This is a genomic window from Huijunlia imazamoxiresistens, from assembly GCF_037132455.1.
GTDB lineage: Bacteria > Bacteroidota > Bacteroidia > Chitinophagales > Chitinophagaceae > Flavisolibacter > Flavisolibacter imazamoxiresistens.
Map to the genome: position 1 here is coordinate 1 of NZ_JBBBEI010000040.1, position 21293 is coordinate 21293.

A 21293-nucleotide genomic window follows, 5' to 3' on the forward strand; every position below is an offset into this window, starting at 1 on the left:
CTGCCAAATCTTTTTTCTTAAAAACCGGCGGCTATTTTTTCACCCTTATTTTCCCCTCACCGTAAAGAACAACCGCCGTTATTTGTTTGGCGGGCCGCAAAGATACAAGCTCTACCATTACCCGCCAAGCTTTTCTTTTGTTTCTTAACATTTTCTTCTCCCCTACCCCTCTAAAATAAAAAAAGGAGAAGGTGGAAACCTTCTCCGTAGCTTGTCTATGCTTGATATGTCAAAAAGTAATGCTCAACGAAACCGGATGCGCACACAATATTAAACCGGTTCCACGTCTCCGGGCAGGGACGGACCGGTAGAAAATGGGGGGTTATTTCTGCTTACCGGGCTTTTCTTCCTGCTTTCCTTTTATGCGGATCACCGTAAAGGAATAAGGCTGCAGCTCGGTTACCAGGTTTTCCGGAACAGCGATCGACGAGGTCACCGGCCGTACATTCCTGTCGGAGGGCGCACCGGCCAATACCGTCTTTACCGCTGCGGAACCAACCGGCACGATGCCTTTCAGGTCCACGGAAGCATTCACCGGCTGGGGCAGCAGGTTGACCAGCTTCACCACCACGTCCTTACTCTTTGCATCCCGCACCACTGACACGGCAATGCGCTTGCTCACCGCTTCCGTATTATTGGAAAGGGCCACGGCGGCCGGCAGGTATTCCGTGCCCGCATTCTGCCCGTACAATTTCTGTACTTCGTAGTTTACGGTAGGCTTCACTTCCGTGCCGTTAAAGTAAATAAGGTCGGGGTTCCACTGGGTATGTCCCTCCCGGGCCAGCAGGGGCGCATAAGAGGTCATGGTCACCACGTCGGCATTCCGCTCCACGGAGGCCAGGTACAGGGCCTCGGCCAGGGCGTTGTAAAATGTATTGCCCCGGGTGGCATATTCACCGAGGTACACCTTCGGCTTGGAACGGTCGTAGCGGTCGTAATACTCCTGGTTGTGGATCATCCAGGCCGGCGGAACATAATAGTGTTCGTCCACCATGGGCACCTGCAGCTTCGAGGCCAGCTCCCAGCCTTCCTCGTAATCCGTTCCTTCATAAAAAGGTCCTACGGTGCCGATGACGGTAATCTCCGGATGCTTTTCCTTCAGCGCCTTATAGATCATCGCGAACCGCTCTTCGAACACGTCGGAGATCAGGTCTTCGTTGCCCACGCCGATATATTTAAGGTTAAAGGGTTTGGGATGGCCGGCCTCCGCCCGCATCCTGCCCCACTTGGAAGTGGCGGGTCCGTTGGCCCATTCCACCAGGTCCAGGATGTCCTGTACGTATTCGTCCATCTGGTCCATCGGGATGCCGCCCTGCTGGCCGCCCCCATGGGGCCCGGTAGCCGAGTTCTGGCAGGGCACGCCGGCAGCCACCACCGGCAGCGGCTCGGCGCCCATGTCCTCGCAAAACTGGAAGTACTCGAAATAGCCCAGTCCCATGCTCTGGTGGTAGTTCCAGATATTGCGCTGCGGCTGGCGGGCTTCCAGCGGGCCGACGGTATGTTTCCAGCGATAGATATTCTCCAGGCCGTCGCCGTGCGCCACGCAGCCGCCAGGGAAGCGCACAAAGCGCGGATGGAGATCGGCCACCGCCTGCGCCAGGTCGGCCCGCAGGCCGTTCTTGCGTCCTTTAAAGGTTTTTTGCGGGAACAGCGACACCATATCCACCGCCAGGCGGCCGGCGGCCAGGGGCTGCAGCTCCAGGCGGGCGTCGGCGGCATCGGCCGTGGGCGTCAGTACGGCCTTCACGGCCTTCCAGGCGCCGGCAGTTGCAGTAACGGTGGTACCCGCCAGCAGGTTACCTTCCTTGCTCACCAGGCTGACACGGATCTTACCGCCTTTGCCCTCCAGCTGTTTGGCGAAAAGCGAAAAATCGTAGCGCTCGCCTTTCTTAACCGGGATGCCGTCGAAGCCCCCATTTACCAGGGCCGCGCCGGGCGCCGTAGTGTGCAGCACGGCATAATGCGGGTTGTTGGGATGAAGGGGCGCAGCGGAATCTATGATCAATTGGGTGTTGTCGCCTTTGAGGGACCAGGCATGGGTGGCATTCCAGCCCTGGTCGCGGAATTTTTTGTCGCCGGGCTGGTACTCGAAGCCGCGGTTCTGCACCAGTTCGGCATACAGCCCGCCGTCGGCGGCATAGTTGATGTCTTCAAAGAAAACCCCCACCAGCAGGTCGCTGATCGACTTTGCCCGCTGCGGCTCCAGGGAGATCTTCGCCTCCACGGGCTTCAGGCCGGCAAAGCGCTGGGCGTCCTGGGCCGCGCTTTCTGCGTAAAGGGTGTTGCGGTACTGGTTCTGCTCGTAGGTTTTCACCAGCTTGTCCACCACCGACCAGGGCACCCGGTGCACCTGCCCGGTAGCGGCGCCTCCCGGGAGGGCCACGGTCAGGCTCCCATCCTGGTAGCGGGCGGGGGGCACTTCGGTGGCGGCCGTGTAATTTTTAAAGTCCTTTGTGGTGACCTGGAAATACTTCCCCGCTGCATCGGCATAGGTGACGACGTAGGCGCCGGCCTTCTGGTCATAGACCGCCACCGGCCGCAGCACGTTGGCGCCCGCTGTAACCGCCGGGTAGTTCTGGCGGCCCCAGTCCACCAGGTCGGCCGAGGCCGCATGGGCAAACAGGTGTTCGCGCTCGTTCAGGCCCCAGACCGCGTGCCAGACGCCTTTGGCGTCCTGCAGCACAAAGGGAGTCATCATGCGCTTGTCCGATCCCCAGGGACCGTAATCGCTTTTGACATAGGCGTATTCGTTGCCCACGGGATGCCAGCTTTGCTTATCGCGGCTCCAGGCAAAATGCAGCCCGTTCTTACTGCTGTTTTTGGTGGTTCCGTAAGAAAAGAGATAAACGGAATCGGGTTCGTTCGCCATAGCCGCCGGGCTTACTCCCGCCGCCAGGGCTACCAGTGCAAGAAATCGTTTCATGTATGGTCTTGAAATTTAAGTAAGTGTATCGCCGGCTCCGGGCAGGGCTGGCGGTGAAACGCTGCAAATTATGGAGGAAAATGGGAGCAAAGGGGGACATATTCACTAAATAAGGGTAAAATTGATGAAGGCAACCGGCCCATCCCCCACATCCGGGCTCTTTTGAAAAAGGAAAACCTTAGTAATTTTACAGAATTTGGCAACCCGCCCTCCATGGCGTTTTCTTAACTACCCTGGCCTATGTTCGCTCCAGAAAAACAAGCTTCCGCCGAAGCGGATAAACTGTCCGGCATCGTCAACCGCGTCACCTTCCACAGCGTGGAAACGGGCTATACCGTGCTGAAGGTCTCCAGCTTCCAGAAACCCGCGGAGGAAGTGACCGTGGTGGTGCACCAGTCGAAAGTGTTTGCCGGCGCCACCCTCGACCTGTACGGACAGTGGACCACCCACCCCCAGTACGGCCTGCAGTTCAAGGCCGTCAAGGTGGTCGAGCGCAAGCCGGCCACCGCCCATGCGCTGGAAAAATACCTCGGCTCGGGCCTCATCAAGGGCGTGGGCCCGGTAACGGCCAAAAGGATTGTAAAGCATTTCGGAAAGGATACGCTGGAGGTGTTTGAAAACAACATCGAACGCCTGACCGAGGTGGACGGCATCGCCCGGCGCAAGCTGGAAATGATCAGCCAGGCCTGGACCGAGCACCAGGAGATTCGCAACGTGATGCTGTTTTTGCAATCACACCACATCTCCACCCTCTTTGCCGTAAAGATCTACAAGACCTACGGCAACGACGCCATCGAGATCGTCACCAGCAATCCTTACCGGCTGGCACAGGACATTTACGGCATCGGCTTTTTCTCGGCCGACAAGGTGGCCCTGAGCCTGGGGCTGGCCAAGGATTCGCCCCAGCGCATCCAGGCGGCCATCGACCACATTTTGCAAAACGCCCGCAGCGAGGGACACTGCTACCTCACGCAGCAGCAGATCGTCCAGGGCGTGACGGAGTTGCTGTCGCTGGAGGCCCCCGGGGCCATCGATACCGGCTTGGTGGAGATGGAAAAGAAAGAAGAGCTGAAGATCCGGATGCTGCCCGACGACAAAGGAGGGGTACAAAAATGCTTTTACGCCCACTCGCTGTTCTACGACGAGCAGTACCTGTCCACCAAGGTGCGGCAGCTCATCGCTCACCGGCTGCCGGCCAGCCGCGAGCACCTGCTGCAGCAGCTGGAGGTTTTTTGCAGGTTCCACCGCATCACCCTCAGCGACGAACAGCAGGAAAGCGTGTTGCATATGCCCACGGAGCGCCTGTCGATCCTGACCGGCGGGCCGGGCTGCGGCAAGACCACCACCACCCGGGCCCTGGTGGGCCTGTTGCAGGCCATGGGCCGCAAGGTGCTGCTGGCGGCGCCCACCGGCCGGGCGGCCCAGCGCATGAGCGAGGTCATCGGCGAGGAAGCCAAAACCATCCACCGCCTCCTGGAATTTGACGTGTCCAAGGGCGGCTTTAAAAAGAACGAGCTCGATCCCCTGCAAACCGACGTGCTGATCGTGGACGAATGCTCCATGCTGGACGTGCACCTGGCGGCGGCCCTGCTGCGGGCGGCGCCCCCGCAGGGGCAGATCGTGCTGATCGGCGATGCCGACCAGCTGCCGGCCGTCGGCGCCGGCAACGTGCTGAAGGACCTGATCGCCTCGGGCGTGGTGCCCTGCCACCGCCTGACCAAAGTATTCCGCCAGGCCCAGGAGTCGCTGATCATTTCCTACGCCCACCAGATCAACCGCGGCGAGGTGCCCCGGATCGAATCGCCCTTTCACCAGCCCCAGGTGTGGCAACAGAAGATCGACTGCCTGTTCATCGATTCGGAAGAAGCCACCAGCGAGCAGCTGCGCTTTATTGCCCGGGTGAAACGCATGGGAGAGGCCGGAAACACCGAGGCCACCGGCACCGGCGAAAAGACCAACTGGATGCAGGAAACGCCTGCCGATCCGTACAGCCAGGACAGCGAGTTTTCGATCCCCTCCAAGTTCAGCCACGTCGACATCGAGGCCCTGCTGCAGGCCCGTACCTACACCGACGAGCTGAAAGAGGTGCTCCGGCGGGTGCACCCCTGGTCGTCCCTGAATTACGGGCTGTCCGCCGTGCCCATGCTGGAAAAGCTGTACGAGACCATCATTCCCAAATATTTTGGAAAAAACACCGAGATCCAGATCCTCTCGCCCATGACCAAGGGCAGCCTGGGAACGGCCAACCTCAATAAGGTGATCCAGGAAAAGCTCAACCCGCCCAGCGAAGGAAAGGCCCAGGTAACCGTGGGCGGACGGATTTTTCGCGTAGGCGACCGGGTGATTCAAAAACGAAACAACTATGACCTGGGGGTCTTCAACGGCGACATCGGCACGGTAGCCAACGTGGACAACGAGGACATTGCCTTAATGGTATCGTTCAAGGCGGGAAAGGAGGTCAAGGAAGTGGCCTACGAAAAGGAGCACCTGCTGGAGCTGGACCTGGCCTATGCCATCACCATCCACAAGTCGCAGGGCAGCGAGTTCGAGGCCATCATCATCCCCGTAGTGACGCAGCACTTCAACCTGCTGTTCCGCAACCTTATTTATACCGGCATCACCCGGGCCAAAAAGCTGGCGATCTTCATCGGCACCCGCAAGGCCCTGGCCATGGCGGTAAATAAGCAGAATACGGCGACACGGCAAACCGCATTGGCGTATTTGCTGCAAGGCGGAAAATAAGTCCCCTCCCTTCCGGGGTCAGGGCGCTTTCGACCGGACGATCTCGGCCCCGTTGCCCGTATAGGTAAATTCGACAATGCAGCCCTGGCAAAAGCTTTTCTTTTCCTTGTCCTCCGTAGGACCCGAGGATTTTTTGGCACTGTCCACGGCCAGGTAAATCCTGCGGCCGTCCGGGGAAAGGGCAATGTCCCGGTAACGGGCCATTGCCTGGAAATACACCAGGGTGTCGCCGGTAAGGCCGTCCCCGTTTTCGTTTAAGGGCAACCGGAGCAGGCGGCCGGTTTTCAGCGTGGACAGCAACAGGGAGTTGCGCCACCCCGGTATGGCAGGGGATGTATAGACGTCTATACTGCTGGGCGCTTCGGACACCCACTCCCCCCGCTCTCCATCCCTGGTTTTGACCAGCACCTTCCGCAGGGTGCTGTTCCGGGTGGGGTAGAAACTTTTCAAAGGATTGCGGTAAGCAGCCCCCAGGGCTGTGGCAGTGGCCTGCTCGCTGATGATATCGGGATAAGTGGTATTCCAGGCTCCCGGCAACTCTTTGTGGTCGGTAGCGCCGGCGGCCAGCCCGTTGTAATTGCCGTCAGCATAGCCTTCGATCAGCGGGTGGCCGTAGTTACCCGCTTTTTCAATGAGGTTGACTTCATCATCGGAATAAGGGCCGTGTTCCGATGAATAAATTTTCCCACCGGCAAACGCAAGACCCTGGGGATTGCGGTGGCCATAAGTCCAGACAGCACTTTGCCGTTGCCCGTTAAAGGGATTGTCATTGGGGATCCACCGGTCAAAGGCGTTTGCATCCCCGTCCGGCTCGGTATGGAACCGGAGGATCTTGCCCTCGTAGAACCGCACGTCCTGTGCATGGTTGGGGCGTCCCCCGTTATCAAACTGCCCGGCGCCCATGTCACCGACGGCATAAAACAAATAGGGCCGGTCCCCTTCCGGGGCGATCAGTAAACGGCCGCCGTTGTGGTCGTTGCTGCCCGGGATCGTATCGCAGAGCACCACGGGATCGATTAACTTACCGGCCGGGGCATCATAACGGTACCGCACGATCCGGGTGGAAAAAAAGCAGCCGCCGTACTTATCCGCACAACCGCTTCCACGGGCCCCGGCACCGGCAAAACGGTACACGTAGGAAAGAAAGACATAGGGCTTGCCTTCCCCGAATTGCGGATGCAGGGCCAGCCCCATCAACCCGCCCTGCGGCCAGGGCTTGCGCTCCTTTTTCTCCTCTTTCACCAGGTCATACCTCGAAAACTTCCGCTCCCCGCTCACATCCAGCACTACCGTACGCTTGCCGCTGGCAGGATCCACCCGGCTGACCCGGTACCCTTTGGCTTCCGTTACCCACAACGACTGGTCGGGACCGTAGGTGATCTCCCAGGGATCGCTCAGCCTGTCGGCTACAATCCGGCGGACAAATACTTCGCCTTTGGGTCCCGTTACGGTTTCCGGCGCTTTCGTACCGCCGCAGGCAGAAAGAAGAAACAGTAAAATTGCGCTGATGCTACGCATACTTCCTGGTGATTGGTTTTTAAAAGGGGTGCAGCCCGGTAAACAGGCAGGAGAAAACAGGCAAGAGTGGTGCCATGCGTGGGGGCAGCAACCTGATCACGTAGTAATAAAGCGTATCTTTAACCCACAACCAAACTAACCTCGTGCGTACCTACCTGATCAGCCTTTGGGCCGGCGTATTCTTTCTCCTGGCCGGCGGCAGCCTCCGCTCCCAAACCTCCACCAGCAGCCTTTTTGTAAAATCCTATACGTTGGAAAGCGCTCCGGAAAATAAAGACTTCCTGCTGGCCCTGCCCGGCGGCAGCACTATTTTCGGTGGCAGGGGCCACAGCAACGCCAGCATCACCAAGGCAGACGCCCAGGGAAATATCGTGTGGAATAAAAAGATCCCCCTGTCCGCCCTGGGTCCGTCTACCCAGGCGGTCCTCGCGCCGGGCGGTGTTTTATGGTTTGCCCTCGGCGGGGGCAGTTTCGCCCGGATGGATACCACCGGCAGGCTGCTGTCCGCCAAAAAGGTTATCCATCCCGAAGGGGATTGCTCCTATATCGATATGCAGGTGGCCGCAAACGGCGACCTCTGCGTGCTGTTCCGCGACTGGACCGGCAGCGGTGGCGACAAGTACCTGCTGACCCGCTTCGACCCCGGCTTCTCCCAGATCAGGTGGACGGCCTTTTTTTCGGCCGACTTCGCCAATTACCGCCAAATACTGGTGGACGGCGACCGGGTACTGGTCGCCGGCTCTTCCACCGTGAGCTCCCGGGAGCCCCTGGCCGGGAACCTCCTGTGCTTCAATGCAACGACCGGCAAACCGGAGCGCCAGGTGACCCTGGAACTGGACGGCCATCCTACCGATATCCGCAATATTTACAGCTACGACAACGGCTACCTGGTTACCGGCATTTACCTGCCCCAGGGCAACACCATCCCGGAGAACAAGGCGGTGGCCGTGCGGCTGGACAAAGCCCTGCAGCCCAGGTCGGCTTTCCGCCTGCGCAACCAGAACGGGCCCGACTTTGCGCACCTGTGGGTAGAGCCGGACGGTTCCTTTTTCGGCGTGAGCCCCTCGGTAGGGAACACCTATTTTCACGTCAGCCCCACGGATTCGCTTTTGTGGTCCCGCATTACCATGACCCAGCCTGCCGTCCCCTGCCGGATCGTCCGCTCCGGGGGTCAACTGGTGGTGGCCAGTGAATACCATAATTTCCTGTCAAGGTCGGACCTGAATGCCCTGGTCGGCGACTGCCCCTGGGGCGAGGAGGCCAACGGCACCATCCCCCTCCGCCCTACGTTGATTTCCGGGCAGATCTATATGGCCGATACGTCCCTGCTGACCGTTTCCCCCCTTTCGCTGACCCTGCAGAACCACCCGGCCGCCACGGCCTTCACCTACTGCTCCTCCACCAGCAGTTGCGCCTCCCTTTCCATCCAGGGAGCCTCCCTCCTGTGCACGGCCCGGGACCGGGTGCTGTTTACCGGGAAAAGAAATGCCGGCTGCTCCCTGCCGGTAGACTGGCAATTGACCGGGGGCCGTTACGAGGCCTACCGGCTGAACGACAGCACGTTTTCGGTGCGGTTCTTACAAAACGGCACCTACCGGCTCACCGCCCGCCTCGGGGGTAGCAGCGTTCCCATCGCCGACAGCCTGGAAGTAACCTATCATGCGCCGGACGGGCTTAGCCTCGGGCCGGATACCACCTTGTGTACTGGGGGCAGCCTTACCCTGCAGGCCGGGCAAGGCTACCGGGGCTACCTGTGGCAGGATGGCTCCACCGGCACCTCCTTTACCGTCCGGCAGCCCGGCACCTACCACGTACGGGTGGAAACCGCCTGCGGCTCCTTTTTGCGGGATACGATCACGGTGGGGCAGGCGCCGCCCCCGCCTTTCGACCTGGGCGGCAACCGCAGCGTATGCAACGACGATACGCTGGTAGTGACGGCCCCCGGCGGCTTTACCGGCTACAACTGGCAGCCTGCGGCGGCGGTGCGCCGCAACGGGGAACAAACCGTTACGCTGACGCCCCCGGTCAGCACCCAATACCGGGTTACCGCAACAGGAGCGGGCGGCTGCATTGCTACTGGCACCCTCCTGGTCCGCGTCTACCACTCCACGCCGCTGGACCTCGGAAAGGATACGAGCTTCTGTGCCGGCGGCTCCGTGACGCTGCGGGCAGGCGACGGCTTTGTACGTTACCTCTGGAACGACGGAAGCACCCAGGCTACCCTGCCTGTCCCCCAAAAAGGGCTCTACCGGCTGAAAGCCTGGAACGCCAACGGCTGCCTGTCCGAGGATAGCCTCCGGGTGCGGGAGGTATACCCAAACCCAAAGGTCCGGTTAAGCGGTGATTCGGTGCTCTGCGCCGGCACTGCCCAAACCCTGGATGCGGGGAGCGGCTTTGCGGCCTACCAATGGAATACCGGCTCCCGGGAACAGGTAATAACGGTGCGGGACAAGGGCGTGTACCGGGTGGACGTGTGGGACGGAAACGGCTGCAGGGGAAGCGATTCCACCGCGGTCACCCGCATACAGGAACGGCCGGCCGGCTTTCTTCCGGAGGATACCGCCTTATGTGCCGGTACTGTTTTGCGGTTAACGTCCCTGGCGTCCTTTTCCTCCTATCGCTGGAGTACAGGCGCACCTACCCCGGGCATTACCATCAGCCAGCCGGGCACTTACCGGCTGGAGGTGACGGATGCATCCGGCTGTACCGGCACGGATACCATCCAGGTGCGCTCAAAGCTTTGCGTGCAGGAACCCAGCGTACCAACGGCCAGTGTACCGACGGCCTATGCGCCAACAGCCTTTACGCCCAATAGCGACGGGAAGAACGACTCTTTCCGTCCCCTGCTTTTGGGAAAGGTCGTCAAATACCAACTGGTCGTTCTGAACCGCTGGGGCACAAAATTGTTCGAGACCACCGACCCGGCAAAGGGATGGGATGGCACCTGCAAAGGAAGACAGGAAGCTTTCGGCACCTACGGATGGTTCTGCACCTACCAACTGGAAGGTAAACCTGCGGTACAGCAAAGAGGCACGATCGTACTGCTGCGGTAACGCCGGCAGGAAACAGGAGGCGTAAGCACCGATTATCTGTAGGAAGAAAATGGGCGCTTTTGCCTAAGACAATTGAAGCTGCACGTAAGGCACAAATTCTTCCTCAGAGAAAAACCCCGGCGGCAGGTCCAACCCATCCAGTTTTTCCCCGTCCCAGCGTAAGGGTACCTTAAGCAAAATGCAACTTACATGGCTCTCCAGCCCGTTGATCCACTGTTTTTTCACATACGTTCCCCGGGAACATTCTTTACGATCGGAAGGGTAAACCAAGATCAGCAGGCGGGCATCATTATAGTGTGCATAAGCAAACATCTGTTGCAGGTCGCTGTCCGCGGGACAGCTGTCTTCGATAATCTTCCACTTGGTATCTATCACTACACGGCCTTGGGAATGGCTGTTGATAACGATATCGGGACGCAGCGATTTTATGCTTCCGCCTGCAGGTTGCCAGAAACCGATTTCATCCTGGCGCGATATGTCCCAACTGGGATGGAGCCGGACCAGCTGCCGGTACACATACTCTTCCCAAAGCCGGTTCATATCAAACAGCAACGCCAGCACATGGTCGTTGCCGCCTGCGATATCAGGTTGGTAATTCAACAGCAGCATTCGGGCGATCAGCAGGGATTGACGATACCGGGCCGTTTTCTGGTCCACCCCCACCTGACTAAACGTATCGGCAGTTACCTTGATTTCCTTTACATCCGGGAAATCCAGCAGCAACCGGTCCGCCCGGCCCTTAACAAGCGGGCTGCCGGAAAGCCTTTTTACGAGCTTCAGTGCCTGGAAAAGGACCTGGTGTACCAAGTGATCCTTATCATAAACAGTATGACGCACATAAAACCGCTCTTTATGCACCAGGTTACGACTTAACTGTTTGGAAAATAACAGTTGCCCTTTCAAAGCGGACTGATTGCCATCTTCCTTGCGGTACTTTTTGATCAGGCCTTCGTGCATCAGCCGCTGAAGTTCTTCCAAGAACAGCGACAGATAGATCTCTAAGGTCGAATGGTGCTGCAGTTGCAACTGTGCCAAGTCGGGATGCTCTACTTTCAGGAGCTGGCACTCACGGAGCATTTGCAGCAGGGCGCGGTGCCATTTGATTCTTTCCTTTTCTTCCTGCTTTTTATGGTTACCCGGCTTATCCGCTTTGGGCAGGACCTCAATAGTCAGGTTACCTGCCTGGATTACCCCCACATATTGTTTGAACTTAACGCCATCGGGGTAAAGCGTAAGGAACTTATCGCCGTTCTTTTGATTAAATGCGCCCAGGGCTTTCCAGTGTCGCTCCTGAAAATCACCAGTACCTATTTCCAAAAACTCGTGTTCGAAAACTTTAAGCGGCTGGGGCATCTTTGACAGTTTCAAGAATTGGGGAAGGAGGATAAATGGACCGGAAGGCTTCAACCAGGGCTGTTTCATCTTGGGGCATTTTGAACTTATAAGTAACCTTCGATGCCAGCTCTTTTTGAACATCAGCCTCCAGCCCATCAAAACCGGCAAACAAATCGGTATACTTTTTTGTCGACTTTTCCACGAAGGCTTTGCCCAGGATCAGCCCTATCTTGCTATAGTCATTGTAAAAGAACTCCTTCAGTAGAGGAATGATCTTGTTCTCGAAAGCCTCCTTTACTTCATAAACGTTCTGGCATCCCATAAGCCAGGCATGACCAATGGTATGGTCGCGGTCCAGTAATACTTCCAAGCGTTCATTTATGGCTTTCAGCATCCGGTTCAGGTCAATGCCGTCCTTCGTTTGCTCCAGCACTTCCGGCCTGGGCATCATTTCCTCAAAGGTAAAGCGGCGGCGCAGCGCCGTATCTAAGGCCTCCACACTCCGGTCGGCGGTATTCATAGTCCCTATCAGAAAAAGGTTGTTAGGAACGGCAAATTCCGACTTACTATAGGGCAGCTTTACCGTCAGCCTTTCGGAATTACCCAGCCGCTTATCCGGTTCCAAAAGGGTAATCAGCTCACCAAAGATCTGCGAAACATTTCCCCGGTTGATTTCATCGATGATCAGTACAAACGGCCTACCAACCGCCAATGTCCCCTTGCTGTTGAGAATAGCCTGCACTTTTTCAAGGTAGCCCTCATATCCTAAATCCGCCGCTATGCTTTCTTCCCGGATCCGCTCCTTCTCCGAGAAATGATCCTTGATAAAATTCAGCAATCCTTTATAGACACCGTAATTCGGCGACAAATGATATGTCAGGTACGGCTTCAAGGCCTCTTGCAGATTCGATTCGGAACCGGATACGTTTCCCCTGTACATTTGCTCCAGTACGGTCTTCCTGACCGTAAACGGTGTTTTGCCGGCAACTGCCTTTTGGGAATTATTGCTCCATTGATAGTACACTACGATCCGGTCCGGATAAATCTCGTTCTTGCCAATCCTTAACTTGGATCCATCCTTAGTTTCAAAAGGAAACGCATCCTCTTCATAAGTAGACTTTAAGTGACTAATGAAGGCGTCAAATACCGTATCAAAATGCAAGTCCTCCGATGAGGCCTCCTCACTGTTTCGCTGGTACAGATCCTTCAGGGACTGTAGGCAAACTTGCTTGAATAATCCGGGCACAACGGGATAACTCAGTTCCTTTGCACCCGTATCAAAAACGGGTTTGATTCCTTCAATGAAATCCTCATAGCTCAGGCTCTGGTGAAAAGTAACAAAGGATATCCGGCCTTCGCTTACGTATTGCTCAAAACGCCTTTTCAACTCCTTGCGGTCTTCTTCCATCAGCTCGTCTTCCGGGGCATCCTCAATAAGGGAGAGGGCTTTTGTGATCGTTCTATAGGTTTTACCAGTTCCCGGAGGGCCATAAAGAATGGTATTCAGAGGCAGATCATCCAGGTCGTCTCCCAGGCTGGCCGCCGGCGCAGGCAAATGATCGGCTGGAGCATGAAGCCCATCCCTGATACGCAGCACCTGATTCAATTGTTTTGTGAATTTTGGCAGGGGAATTTCGAATTTCTCCGTCAGGTTATGCCGGGCAATGATGTGGTCAAACTCTGGCAGGATCGTTTCTATAAAAGCCTCCAGACTTTGCAGCATAGGCTCGTCGGCGAGCTCCTTACGGTACCTGCAATCACCTATGGAGTCAAAGCCTGCCACACTTTTCACGATATCCTCATAGCAGGCGAGCAGGGCCGAGTCGCCTTCACCCGGCCATACCACTTCCACTTTGTAATGGGGCTGAAGCTGATCGTCAATCCATAACACCCAACCGATGCTCCTAGTCATATTTTTATGGCCACTTGGGTTGTAAAAGCTTAGAAAAATATAGTCGGATCCCTGAAACCATTGCCCGTTTCCCAACCGGCGTTGGTCCCGGTTCCTGTTATTTTCCCGGCTTCTCAGCCAGAAACGAAAATTGGGATGGGTCTTGCGGTAATTTAGTAAAAATTCCAGCAGTTGGTCGCTGAGCCGGATAATTTGCTCCTGCTTCGTCATAAGCAATCAGTTTTTGAAGGGTAAAATTTTTACAATGATAATGTTTCCCGACAGTTCGCGAAAAAAACTGTAGCTCTTAAATAAATGCCTTGGCTGCCACAAAAAAGGGCACCTGTAAAGATAAACAAGCAGGCGGGAGTAAAATTTTGTAAAAACCGGGCAGCGCTTTTGAAAACACCGCAACCTGTCGAAATTTTAGTATTTTCAACCACCTAAAAACCAGCTTATGAGCGGCACAGACTTATCTCCTTTTCCGTCATATCCTACCGTCCGTGCACAGAACCGGCCGGCTTCATTTTATAAATAAACCCCTATGTCTACTCTTGCATTGACCATAAACGATGAAACCGGAACCGGAAAGGTGGTCCACACCTTCCAGGTGGAATTTCCCCTGTCGCTGGTTACCGTGGCCGACATCATTGAAAAACGGGTCCGGGCCGAAGTGCACCAGCACAACACCGCCCGGAAGGAAAATTTTTACGGACTGGTACAACCCTCCGAAGCGGAAGCTGCCCTGAACGGCTCCCGGTCCCAAAAGTTCCGGTTCATTGATGCCGACAAACAGGTAGAGGCCGCAAAAGAAGCCTTTCTGCGCAACGGCTTTTTCCTGCTTATCGACAACCTGCAGGCCGAATCCCTCGACCAGGCCTTTCTCCTGCATGCCGGTTCCGAAATCAGCTTTGTCAAACTAACCCCCCTTGTAGGAGGCTAATCCCCATGGACTCCCTGCATACATCCCTGCCCGGAAGCGAAACGGCCTCCGCCCCGCCCCCCAACCATACGCCCGCCATCCGCCAACGGCTTGATACGGTAGCCGCCAAACTGCTGGAACGGCATCAACTGCCGTTCCATCCCGGCTTTTACCAGAACCAGCCTTCGCCCGGAAACAAGGAAGCTTTATACCTGCATACCGGCGATATCCGCGGCAAGGAAGACCTGCTGTACCTCTCCGCCCTGCTGCCCGGCCTGAAGGAGCAGAACGACCTGGACGCAGAGATCAGGATAGACGTGATCACCTCCCTATTCCAGTACGTGCAGCTGGAAGAAATGGACCTTACGGAGGAAGAACTGTACCGGTTCCTGTACAGCTGGCGCCAGGTAACGAACGACAGCCGCTTCTCCTATGTGGTCCATAAGGCGCTTGGCCTTGTGCTGAAAAGAATGGACGAAAAAGGCATGACCGACGAAATAAAAGAGATCCTGATGCTCTTCCTGATCCCCGACGATGGCTACCTGCCATCCGAAGCGAGAAAGATCAACGGTACCGTGGAATTCCTGCTGCAGGGCGCCGTCTCCGTAGCGGTTAATATGTACGATCCCTGGGGCAAAAAGATCATTTCCTTCCTGGAGGCGTTGCCCGATAGCGAAAAGGCCGCATGGAAGGCCCTGCTGAACCACTGCCTGGCGGCTGGAGAAAAAGGCTCCCCGGTAAAAAAGTGGCTCGAAAAGGCGCAGCAACTGGTGGCCGCTACAGGCAGGGCTGCTTTTTCCACCCAACTGGCGGAATGGCTGTCCTTCAACCGCGACATCCTCCTGGCCATCCACCGCAATGAACAGGAAGGTTTCCTGCGCGAAGGCAACCACAACCTGCTCAAAAGCCTTATCTGGTGCGCGGGCCTGGTGAACGACGCGGCCCTGAACACCGCCGTGGACCACTATGCCGCACTGGCCTACAAGAAGAAACCCGGCCAGGGACCGGTATCCCTCAAAACCGGCAATGCCTGCATGTTTGCTTTTTCCATGCTGCCCTTTAAAGAGGCCGTTACCCGCCTGATGAAATTCCGCAACCGCACCACCAACAACGCTATCATCAAATCCATTGATAAACTGATCGGCGAGGTAGCGGAAAAAAGCGGCCGCGACAAGGATGTGCTGGAGGAGATCGGCGTGATGGATTTCGGGTTGAATAAACATGGCTGCCGCCAGGTAACCTTCGACAACGTTACCGCCACCCTGCAGGCAAAAGCAGCCGGCGACGTATCACTGACCTGGACAAAGGAAGGCAAAGAGCTGAAAAGCGTTCCTGCCGCCGTGAAAGCGACTCATGGCGCGGCGCTCAAAGAGCTGAAGAACGAAGCCACCGAAATGGCCGCCCAGCTGCAGGTACAGAAAGACCGCATCGAAAGCTACTATCTCCGGGCTAAAAGCTGGCCCTATTCCGAATGGCAGGAGCTGTACCTGCAGCATCCGCTGGTACGGATCGTGGCCGGCCGGCTGATCTGGTCCTTCACGCATAACGGCCAGACGCAAAGCGGCTTTTTCGAACAGGGACGCCTGGTGAATGCCGCGGGAGCGCCGATCACCGACTTGCCGGAGGAAACAAAGGTAGAACTATGGCATCCCATCCAGGCGGCTACGGAAGAAATCGTGGCCTGGCGCAACTTTATACAGGAGCGGGAGATCACCCAGCCCTTCAAGCAGGCGTACCGTGAAATTTACCTCCTCACCGATGCGGAGCTGCGCACCAACACCTATTCCAACCGCTTTGCCGCCCACGTATTGCGGCAGCACCAGTTTGCCGCCCTTTGCCGGCAGCGCCAGTGGAAATATCATTTAATGGGCAGCTGGGATTCGCACAATACGCCTGTGTTCCTGCTTCCGCACTGGAATATGATGGCCCAGTATTATGTGGAAGCCGACTGGAACGGCGCCACCAACGAAATGGGTATCTTCCTGTATATCGCCACCGACCAGGTACGCTTCTACCGCGACGGGGAGCAGCTGGAACTGGCCGACGTGCCCCGGCTGGTCTTCAGCGAGGTGATGCGGGACGTAGACCTGTTCGTAGGCGTTACCAGCATCGGCAACGACCCGGACTGGAGCGACGCCGGGGACAGCCAGTTCGGCAACTACTGGCGGAGCTATTCCTTCGGCGACCTGGGCGAATCGGCCAAGGTGCGCAAGGAGGTGCTGCAGCGCCTGGTACCGCGGCTGAAGATCCGCGACAAGTGTTCATTTGACGGCAAGTTCCTGGTGGTCCGGGGACAGATCCGCACCTACAAGATCCACATGGGCAGCGGCAACATCCTGATGGAGCCGAACGACCAGTACCTCTGTATCGTGCCGGCCGGCAAAAAGGAAAGGGACCAGAAAATGTACCTTCCCTTCGAAGGTGACAACCTGCTGTCCATTATCATCAGCAAAGCGCTGCTGCTGGCAGAGGACGACAAGATAAAGGACGAGACCATCACCCGGCAACTGAAGTAGCCCGGCGGAATCCTACCGACTCTTTTTTCCTATCCTGTACCTGGAATCGGCGCCCATGACAGCCGTTGCGGGTCTTTCTTCCCTACCAGCAGGATACGTCTCTGGTTGGGGCACCCCTCTCCAGATGGAGAACCTGTCCCGCCTCAGCGGGAGGGGCCGGGGGTGAGGTTACTTCCGCAAGGCCTCCCGCACCTTGGGGGCGATCTTCGTGCCGAAGATCTCGATGGACTTCATGAGGGAGCCGTGCAGCGGCCCGCCCACATCCATATGCGCCGAAAAGCGGGTAAGACCGAACAGCTCGTGCAATTGAAGGATCTTGTCTACCGCTTCATTGGCATCGCCGACCAGCAGGTGGCCACCCGAGCCGCGTCCCAACTCGAATTGCTGCGGCTGGTAGGGCGGCCAGCCGCGCTGACGGCCGATGCGGTTCATCTGCGCCGCGTAGAGCGGGTAATAGTCATCGGCGGTCTGCCGGCTGTTTTCGCCAAAGAAGGAATGCATGTGCACGCCCACCTGGAGGTTTTCGGGCTTATGGCCGAAATGCGCATAGGCTTTTCGGTAATAATCGAACAGGGACTTAAAATGCGCCGGGTTGCCGCCGATAATGGCAAAGATCACCGGGAGGCCGTGGCGGGCCGCCCGCACCACCGACTCCGGCGTGCCGCCTACCGCCACCCAGATGTCCAGGTGATCGTTCACCGCCCGGGGCAGCACTTCCTGGTTCACCAGGGCAGGACGGAACTTCCCTTTCCAGTTGACCCGCTTTTCTTTATTGATCTGCACCAGCAGCTCCAGCTTTTCCTCGAACAGCTCGTCGTAATGATTCAGGTCGTACCCAAAGAGCGGGAAGGATTCGGTAAAGCTGCCCCGGCCCACCATCAGCTCGGCCCGTCCGCCGGAAATGCCGTCGAGGGTGGCAAAGCTCTGGTACAGGCGCACGGGGTCCGAGGAACTCAGCACCGATACGGCGCTTCCGAGCTTAATGTTTTTCGTCACCGTGGAGGCCGCGGCCAGCACGATCTCGGGGGTGGACACGGCGTAGTCGGGGCGGTGGTGCTCGCCGATGCCGAAAAAGTCCAGTCCCAGTTCATCCATCAGTTTGATCTCTTCGATCAGCTCCTGCAGCCGCTGGTGCGCCGGCTGTATCTCGCCCGCGCTGTTGATATGCAGGTCGCCAAACATGCCAATTCCTATTTCCATGGAGTTCAATTTTTTCTATGTAAAGAGGACAATTATAAGGTTTTAAAATGAGCCGGAATCCATCAGGAAAGCGGCTCGGGGCGTGGTGCGCTGCCGGCAGGTTTGGAACGGTCATCCGGGAGGGGAATGAAGGCCTCGTTGTCGTTGGGCGGTAAAATGATCCGTCCCTGCTTCCAGTCTTCCTTCGCCTGCTCGATGCGCTCCTTGCGCGAGGAGACAAAGTTCCACCAGATAAAGCGCTCGCCCAGCGGCTCGCCGCCGAGGAGCATGAGCGTTGTGGGCTCCAGGGCCTTGATCACCGGGTCGGCACCGGGAGTGAACACCAGCATCTGCCCCTGCCGGTAGGCGGTAGTGCCGATGGCAACGCTGCCCTTGACCAGGTAAATACCTCTTTCGGCATGTTCGCGGGGCAGGCCAAAATGGGCGCCGGCTTCCAGCACCACGTGCAGGTAAAAGAGCGGTGATAGGGTGGCCACCCCGTTGCGCAAGCCATAGGCGGTGCCGGCGATCAGGCGCATCCACACACCCTTGTCGGTAAAAACCGGCAGCTGCTCCGGCTTGTAGTTATGAAAGGAAGGCAGGTCCTCTTCGTCCTTTTCGGGCAGCGCCACCCAGGTCTGGATCATCTCCAGCTGGCCGCCGGCCAGGGCGGCGGGGTCTTCGAAGCGCTCGGAATGGGCGATGCCGCGGCCGGCCGTCATCCAGTTGACCTCGCCGGGGCGAATCACCTGCTCCACGCCCAGGCTGTCGCGGTGCGTGACCTGGCCGCCAAACAGGTAGCTGACCGTGGACAGGCCGATATGCGGGTGGGGCAGTACGTCCAGCGACGAAACGTTGGAGGGCACGTCGGCCACCGGGCCGGCATGGTCCATAAAGATAAAGGGGCCCACCATCCGGCGCAGGCGGAAGGGCAGGATGCGCTTCACCTTCACGGAGGGACTGATGGCCGCCTGGCGGGCTTCAATGACAATGTCGAGCATAGGCCGAAGTATTGTTTCGGATTAAAGGTACCATTTCCTATTCACCCCAGGCCGTCACCACCAGGCTGCGCGGACCGCCCTGGTCGCGGTGCTCGCAAAGGTAGATGCCCTGCCAGGTGCCCAGCGCCAGCCGGCCGTGGCGGATCGGAATGAGCACGGAGGCGCCCAGCAGCGACGCCTTCAGGTGGGCCGGCATATCGTCGGGCCCCTCGTAGTCGTGCACGTAGTCGGGATCGTTCTCCTTTACCGTTTTATTGAAAAACATCTCAAAATCCTTGCGCACGGTGGGATCGGCGTTTTCATTAATGGTCAGGGAGGCCGAGGTATGCTGGAGGAACACCTGGCACAGACCGGTGCTGATCTGCGCCATTTCGGGCAGGGCCCGCACCACCTCGTTGGTGACCAGGTGGAAGCCCCTTCTTTTTTCGGGGAACGTTATCGCTTTCTGAAACAGCTTCATATTCCTTGCTATTGGTTTATTGGAGTAAAGTTCCGGGAAAGATAGCGAATGCTCTTATCCCAGTGCCTGCACCACCAGGCTCCAGCAGGCGGTGCTGAGAAAGGCCAGCAAAATGCCGATGCCGATAATGAGGTTGACCAGGCGGGCGTTGAGGCGATACTGCTCCGCCACGATGCCGGAAGATACCAGGGTGGGCATGGCCGCCTCCAGCACGCTCACCTGGGCCACCGCTCCCCGGGTGCCGGTGGCCAACACCAGCAACACCACCAGGGCGGGCGCCAGCAGCAGCTTGTACACCAGTGCGCTGGAAACCTGGGAAAGCTGCTGCCGCCAGCCGTTGAACTTCAGCTGCAGGCCAATGGAAAACAGGGCCAGCGGCCCTACCGTGGCGGCCAGCCGGTCGAAAAAGGGTTCGGCAAACGACAGGTCGACCAGGAAGGAAAGCACTAACGCCAACATACAGCCGATAAAAGGCGGGAACGACAGCAGCCGTTTTCCCACCTGCGCCGCGCTTACCTTTCCGCCCTGCGCCCCTCCCCCCTTCACGGCCGCGACGATGCCGGCGGTGGCCAGCAGCAGGAAGGTGGCCTGGTCGCAGATGATGGCGATGGGGATATGTTGTTCACCCAGGTAGGCGGCCACCAAAGGGAAGCCGATAAAGGAGGTATTGCTGTAGCCGCCGGCCAGCTCCAGGGAGCTGCGGGAGCGCTGCCCGTACTTTTTGTACCGGCAATAGAACTCCATAAAGAGCCAGCTGCCCGCCCATACCACCACCGGCGACAGCACCGGCACCAGCATCTGCCGGGACCATTCTATTTGCGGAAGGTATTTGAACGAAACGGCGGGCAACGCCACGTACAGGATCCAGGCATTGATGCTTTTGTGGGCGTCGGCGGGGACCCACCGCTGCGCCTTGAACAGCAGGCCGGCACCGATACAAAAGGCGATCAGGATAAAATTCACCATAAGAGCCTGCAAATTTCCGTAACCTTACGGCGAATAAATACACGCCCGTGCAAATAGACCCCTCGCTGGAGCAGCTTCGCTCCTTTGTTTCCTTGCTGCACCCGCTGGAAAGCGGAATATGGGAAGAATTTGCCGCCATCTGGCAGCCCTTCAGCGCCCGGCGCAAGACCGTGCTCACGGCGGCCGGCGAAACGGAACGGCACCTCTACTTTGTGCGGGAAGGCGTGCAGCGGGCATACTACCTGCACGAAAGCGGGCGGGAAGCTACTTTGGTCTTTACCTACAGCGGGTCGTTCAGCGGGGTGGCCGACAGCTTTTTGCTGCAGCGGCCCTCGAAGTATTTTTTGGAAACCCTGACCACCAGCACCCTGCTGCGCACCACCTACGGCCAGGTGGCCGCACTCATGGAAAAACACCATGGCTTCGAAACCTTTATCCGAAAAACGCTGGCCGCCACCCTGGCGGGTACGCTGGAGCGACAGATCGAGCTGCAGTGCTTTTCGGCCGAGGAGCGGTTCCGGGCACTGCTGACCCGCAGCCCGCATGTGCTGCGCCTGATCCCCCATAAATACCTGGCCTCTTACCTGGGCATCGACGCCACCACCTTCAGCCGCCTGCTGGGGAGCATACGCCTCTAAACTTCTTTTTTGACTTTAGTCGCTGTACGCTGCGCCCACCCCGCTTTGCGTACGGTCATTCTCATTGTCCTGATGAATCCGATCAAAATGCAACAACGATGCAAAAGAAGGGGTTTGGTATGCAAAAACGCCTACATTTGCAACAATGT

Annotated in this window: 13 protein-coding genes; 5 read left to right on the forward strand and 8 right to left on the reverse strand. The window is 57.6% G+C overall.

The genetic code is table 11. The annotated features are described in order from the left end of the window. Nucleotides 1-322 precede the first annotated feature (322 nt). Nucleotides 323-2923, reverse strand: coding sequence for an alpha-L-arabinofuranosidase C-terminal domain-containing protein (locus V9K67_RS25020; protein ID WP_336727520.1), 2601 nt, complete (start codon nt 2921-2923; stop codon nt 323-325). A gap of 240 nt (nt 2924-3163) precedes the next feature. On the opposite strand from V9K67_RS25020, the gene recD2 reads away from it, so the two are divergent. Beyond that, on the forward strand, nt 3164-5665 hold the full coding sequence (gene recD2, locus V9K67_RS25025) for an SF1B family DNA helicase RecD2 (RefSeq protein WP_336727523.1): 2502 nt from the start codon (nt 3164-3166) through the stop codon (nt 5663-5665). A gap of 18 nt (nt 5666-5683) precedes the next feature. Here the strand turns inward: recD2 and V9K67_RS25030 are convergent, their stop codons facing one another. Further along, nucleotides 5684-7183 carry a PQQ-dependent sugar dehydrogenase gene (locus tag V9K67_RS25030; protein ID WP_336727525.1) on the reverse strand — a complete coding sequence of 500 codons (1500 nt, stop codon included), beginning with the start codon at nt 7181-7183 and terminating at the stop codon, nt 5684-5686. Between the two features lie 143 nt (nt 7184-7326). Between V9K67_RS25030 and V9K67_RS25035 the strand changes: the two genes are divergently transcribed. Beyond that, complete coding sequence (locus V9K67_RS25035; protein ID WP_336727526.1) at nt 7327-10236, forward strand: T9SS type B sorting domain-containing protein; 2910 nt, start codon at nt 7327-7329, stop codon at nt 10234-10236. A 63-nt stretch (nt 10237-10299) separates the two neighbouring features. On the opposite strand, the gene V9K67_RS25040 is transcribed toward V9K67_RS25035, so the two are convergent. After that, entirely contained in the window at nt 10300-11589 is a 1290-nt protein-coding gene (locus V9K67_RS25040; RefSeq protein WP_336727527.1) for an McrC family protein, read from the reverse strand. Then, nucleotides 11573-13693: an McrB family protein gene (locus V9K67_RS25045; protein WP_336727528.1), complete on the reverse strand. Its 2121-nt coding sequence runs from the start codon at nt 13691-13693 to the stop codon at nt 11573-11575. Before V9K67_RS25045 ends, V9K67_RS25040 begins: the two co-directional genes overlap by 17 nt. A gap of 313 nt (nt 13694-14006) precedes the next feature. On the opposite strand from V9K67_RS25045, the gene V9K67_RS25050 reads away from it, so the two are divergent. After that, on the forward strand, nt 14007-14405 hold the full coding sequence (locus V9K67_RS25050) for a hypothetical protein (RefSeq protein WP_336727530.1): 399 nt from the start codon (nt 14007-14009) through the stop codon (nt 14403-14405). A 5-nt stretch (nt 14406-14410) separates the two neighbouring features. Continuing rightward, a complete protein-coding gene (locus tag V9K67_RS25055) occupies nt 14411-16900 on the forward strand; it encodes a DUF4132 domain-containing protein (RefSeq protein WP_336727532.1) in 2490 nt (829 codons plus the stop codon). 168 nt (nt 16901-17068) lie between these two features. Here V9K67_RS25055 and V9K67_RS25060 read toward each other — a convergent pair whose 3' ends face one another. The 4 genes from V9K67_RS25060 to V9K67_RS25075 all read right to left on the reverse strand — a co-directional run bounded on the left by V9K67_RS25060 (nt 17069) and on the right by V9K67_RS25075 (nt 20506). Continuing rightward, complete coding sequence (locus tag V9K67_RS25060; RefSeq protein WP_336727533.1) at nt 17069-18100, reverse strand: LLM class flavin-dependent oxidoreductase; 1032 nt, start codon at nt 18098-18100, stop codon at nt 17069-17071. Nucleotides 18101-18162: 62 nt separating this feature from the next. Beyond that, complete coding sequence (locus V9K67_RS25065) at nt 18163-19080, reverse strand: pirin family protein (RefSeq protein ID WP_336727534.1); 918 nt, start codon at nt 19078-19080, stop codon at nt 18163-18165. 37 nt (nt 19081-19117) lie between these two features. After that, nucleotides 19118-19540: a secondary thiamine-phosphate synthase enzyme YjbQ gene (locus tag V9K67_RS25070; RefSeq protein ID WP_336727536.1), complete on the reverse strand. Its 423-nt coding sequence runs from the start codon at nt 19538-19540 to the stop codon at nt 19118-19120. Nucleotides 19541-19594: 54 nt separating this feature from the next. After that, nucleotides 19595-20506: an AEC family transporter gene (locus V9K67_RS25075; protein WP_336727537.1), complete on the reverse strand. Its 912-nt coding sequence runs from the start codon at nt 20504-20506 to the stop codon at nt 19595-19597. Between the two features lie 47 nt (nt 20507-20553). On the opposite strand from V9K67_RS25075, the gene V9K67_RS25080 reads away from it, so the two are divergent. Next, nucleotides 20554-21144, forward strand: coding sequence for a Crp/Fnr family transcriptional regulator (locus tag V9K67_RS25080; RefSeq protein WP_336727538.1), 591 nt, complete (start codon nt 20554-20556; stop codon nt 21142-21144). Nucleotides 21145-21293 lie beyond the last annotated feature (149 nt).

Excerpts from the sequence above, each read along its gene's own strand:
- V9K67_RS25020 (WP_336727520.1), bottom strand. The coding sequence starts at position 2,923 with ATGAAACGATTTCTTGCACTGGTAGCCCTGGCGGCGGGAGTAAGCCCG.
- recD2 (WP_336727523.1), top strand. The coding sequence starts at position 3,164 with ATGTTCGCTCCAGAAAAACAAGCTTCCGCCGAAGCGGATAAACTGTCC.
- V9K67_RS25030 (WP_336727525.1), bottom strand. The coding sequence starts at position 7,183 with ATGCGTAGCATCAGCGCAATTTTACTGTTTCTTCTTTCTGCCTGCGGC.
- V9K67_RS25040 (WP_336727527.1), bottom strand. The coding sequence starts at position 11,589 with ATGCCCCAGCCGCTTAAAGTTTTCGAACACGAGTTTTTGGAAATAGGT.
- V9K67_RS25045 (WP_336727528.1), bottom strand. The coding sequence starts at position 13,693 with ATGACGAAGCAGGAGCAAATTATCCGGCTCAGCGACCAACTGCTGGAA.
- V9K67_RS25050 (WP_336727530.1), top strand. The coding sequence starts at position 14,007 with ATGTCTACTCTTGCATTGACCATAAACGATGAAACCGGAACCGGAAAG.
- V9K67_RS25055 (WP_336727532.1), top strand. The coding sequence starts at position 14,411 with ATGGACTCCCTGCATACATCCCTGCCCGGAAGCGAAACGGCCTCCGCC.
- V9K67_RS25060 (WP_336727533.1), bottom strand. The coding sequence starts at position 18,100 with ATGGAAATAGGAATTGGCATGTTTGGCGACCTGCATATCAACAGCGCG.
- V9K67_RS25065 (WP_336727534.1), bottom strand. The coding sequence starts at position 19,080 with ATGCTCGACATTGTCATTGAAGCCCGCCAGGCGGCCATCAGTCCCTCC.
- V9K67_RS25070 (WP_336727536.1), bottom strand. The coding sequence starts at position 19,540 with ATGAAGCTGTTTCAGAAAGCGATAACGTTCCCCGAAAAAAGAAGGGGC.
- V9K67_RS25075 (WP_336727537.1), bottom strand. The coding sequence starts at position 20,506 with ATGGTGAATTTTATCCTGATCGCCTTTTGTATCGGTGCCGGCCTGCTG.